Source organism: Gemella sp. 27098_8_155 (genome assembly GCF_041433725.1).
GTDB lineage: Bacteria > Bacillota > Bacilli > Staphylococcales > Gemellaceae > Gemella > Gemella haemolysans_D.
Genome location: NZ_JAPWCA010000037.1, coordinates 1 through 2821, shown reverse-complemented (window position 1 = coordinate 2821; position 2821 = coordinate 1). Strand labels below are relative to the sequence as shown.

Genomic DNA, 2821 nt, shown 5'->3' with positions numbered 1-2821 from the left:
TAGTCCATTTCTGTAAAGGAGCAGTTGTACTAAAATCTCGATTTATTATATTATTAGCGACTTTTCCTATTGTTCCTTTATATGAGTGATATCTTTCTTTAGGACGTTTCCCTTTCAGTCCTTCTTTATGCATAAGACTTTGTACTCGTTTATGATTTACTTTAAAACCTCTATTAATTAGTTCATTGTGAACTCTACGGACACCATATAGTCCTTTATTTTCGGTAAAAATAATTTTAATTTCTTTTAACACTGGTTCATTACGAATAGCTACAACATCTGCTTCTTCCTTATTTACTAAATAATAATATGTTGATTTTGCCATTCCTATTTCTTGTAAAAGACATTTTAATTGATATCCTTTTTTTCTAAGTTCTTTGATGATTGCTGCTTTTTCGCCTTGAGTTGCACAGCCCATTTTTCTCGCCTCAAGGCTATTAATTTTTTTATTATTTCTTTTTCTGCTTTAATATTTTCAATTTCCGTTTTTATAAATTTATTTTCTGCACGTAATCTAATTAATTCTTCTCTTTCTGATTCTTTTAATGGTTTAGGACTACTATTTTCTTTCATGATAGGTACCTTTCTTGGTCTTCCTTTCTTCTCATCTACAAGTCCATTATAACCTTTTTCCTTATATTTTTGAACCCAATTATATAATATCCTATAATTAATTCCATTCTCTAGCGCAACGGAATTATATGAATAACCAGCTAAAATTTTGGAAACTAATACTAGTTTTTCTTCTGGATTCCACTTCTTATTTTTCGTTTTATGTTGCAAGACGCCTACGCCTAATGAATCAACCATTCTTTTCCATTTCCTAATAGTATCTCTAAATTTTCTAGTTGTTATTCCATTAGGTGTATCTGGATATTCTCCTCTTTCATACATCTCAACACATTTTACTTTAAACTCATAACTATAACGCATAAAAAATACCCCTTTCACTGGTGGTACTGCACCCAAAAAGTTGGACAAAATATTCAGTTATTTTTGTTTAGTATTTTAAACTTTAAAGTCAGTAAATTTTATTACTTTTAGTGACTTTCATTCCTTACAGTTATTTTAGATTTTTCGAACTATTTAGTCAAGGATTTTTAAAAGGCGTAGCCCTTGTCCTTGACTAATATAGAAGAGAAATCTAAACTGTAAAAGGGAATGAAAGTCTCTTTTTATTTATATTTGTTTCTATTAATTTTTCTATAGTTTACGGGACTTAATCCACCTAAGTTCAACTTTATTCTTTCCTCATTATAATATTTTATATAATCTATAATAGCTTCTTTTAGTTCATATTTATTCTTGAAAGTATTTTCGAATCCATAATACATCTCAGATTTTAAAACTCCAAAGAAAGATTCCATAAATGCATTATCTGCCGATGTTCCTTTTCTAGACATTGATTGTTTAATTCCTTTTGCTTTAAGAATTTGTCTATATGTAATATGTTGATATTGCCAACCTTGATCACTATGTATTATCATGCCATCATATCTATTATCTTGAAGTTGCGATAACATTTCATACTGTTGTTCCATGTTAGGTGAGAATGAAATATTATAAGCTATTATCTCCGCATTATATCCATCAATTATAGGGGCTAAATAAACTCTATCCTCTCCAATCTTGAATTGAGTTACATCTGTATAACATTTTTTTAATGGTTCTGAGGCGAAGAAATCTCTAGCTATTATATTATCTGCGATTTTTCCAATTTCTCCTTTATATGAGTTGTATTTTTTAGTAGGTCTTACGAATGATAATACACCAAGTTTTCTCGTTAATCTTAAAACTTTTTTATGATTTACTATAAATCCCATATTTTTAAGTTCTAATGTTATTCTTCTATAACCGTATCTGTACTTGTTCTTTTCCTGAATTAATAGAATAGCTTCTTCTATATTTTTATTTTTTTTATCTTTATCTTCTTTATTTTTTGTATAATAATATGATGAACGAGATAAGCCTAAAATCTTTAATAGTATGTTTAATCTATGTGTTTCCTTTAATTCTTCTACTATTTTTGTTTTTTCTTCGTTTGAGATTGTTTTAACCTTATCTCCCTCAACTTTTTTAAAACTGCATTTTCCGCACGTAGGTACTCAAGTTCCTTCTCTAATTGTTCTACTTTTGATAATTCATTTTTTTCTATCTTTTTATTATTATTTTTCATTTTACTAGTTCTTCCTCTCGGTTTCTCTAGTATATTATACCCGTTTTCTTTAAATTTTGAAATCCAATTACTAAGTAGAGTAGGATTTGGTAATGCGTACTTTAATGAAGTAGATTTTATAGAATGTCCTAATATTAAAACCTCATTGATTATATCTAATTTCAATTCTGGTGGATAGTAATTATTTTTCCCCTTAATCAGCACTGTTTCACCATGTAAATCAGCCAATTTGACCATGTACTTCATATTACTAGGATCAATTTCAAATTTTTTAGATAGTTCCTTGTATGTGTATCCTCCTTTCTTAAGTCTATATATCTCTATCCTATTTTCATCTGTTAATTTCATAATAAATAGCCCTCCAAAATTTGTCCAAATTTTGGGGGCTATTACCACCAGTGAAAGGGGTATTTTTTATGCGTTATAGTTATGAGTTTAAAGTAAAATGTGTTGAGATGTATGAAAGAGGAGAATATCCAGATACACCTAATGGAATAACCACTAGAAAATTTAGAGATACTATTAGGAAATGGAAAAGAATGGTCGATTCATTAGGCGTAGGCGTCTTACAACATAAAACGAAAAATAAGAAGTGGAATCCAGAAGAAAAACTAGTTTTAGTTTCCAAAATTTTAGCTGGTTATT

At 28.7% G+C, this 2821-nt stretch carries 4 protein-coding genes; 1 reads left to right on the top strand and 3 read right to left on the bottom strand.

All coding sequences use genetic code 11. The features are described 5' to 3' along the window. The 3 genes from O5Y44_RS08705 to O5Y44_RS08695 all read right to left on the bottom strand — a co-directional run. Positions 1 to 325: IS3 family transposase (locus O5Y44_RS08705; RefSeq protein WP_371466003.1), on the bottom strand; the 325-nt coding region annotated here is incomplete at its 3' end. Positions 326 to 348: 23 nt separating this feature from the next. Then, a complete protein-coding gene (locus tag O5Y44_RS08700) occupies positions 349 to 933 on the bottom strand; it encodes a transposase (RefSeq protein WP_371466002.1) in 585 nt (194 codons plus the stop codon). Between the two features lie 242 nt (positions 934 to 1175). Continuing rightward, a protein-coding gene (locus tag O5Y44_RS08695) for an IS3 family transposase (protein ID WP_271987958.1) occupies positions 1176 to 2524 on the bottom strand; the annotation gives its coding sequence in 2 pieces (ribosomal slippage) (positions 1176 to 2035 and positions 2035 to 2524; 1350 coding nt in all). A gap of 68 nt (positions 2525 to 2592) precedes the next feature. On the opposite strand from O5Y44_RS08695, the gene O5Y44_RS08690 reads away from it, so the two are divergent. After that, positions 2593 to 2821, top strand: a 229-nt coding sequence (locus O5Y44_RS08690) for a helix-turn-helix domain-containing protein (protein WP_371466000.1), incomplete at its 3' end; no start/stop codon positions are given.

Bases quoted from the DNA above. Each gene is read 5' to 3' on its own strand.
- O5Y44_RS08700 (WP_371466002.1), bottom strand. From the start codon at position 933: ATGCGTTATAGTTATGAGTTTAAAGTAAAATGTGTTGAGATGTATGAA.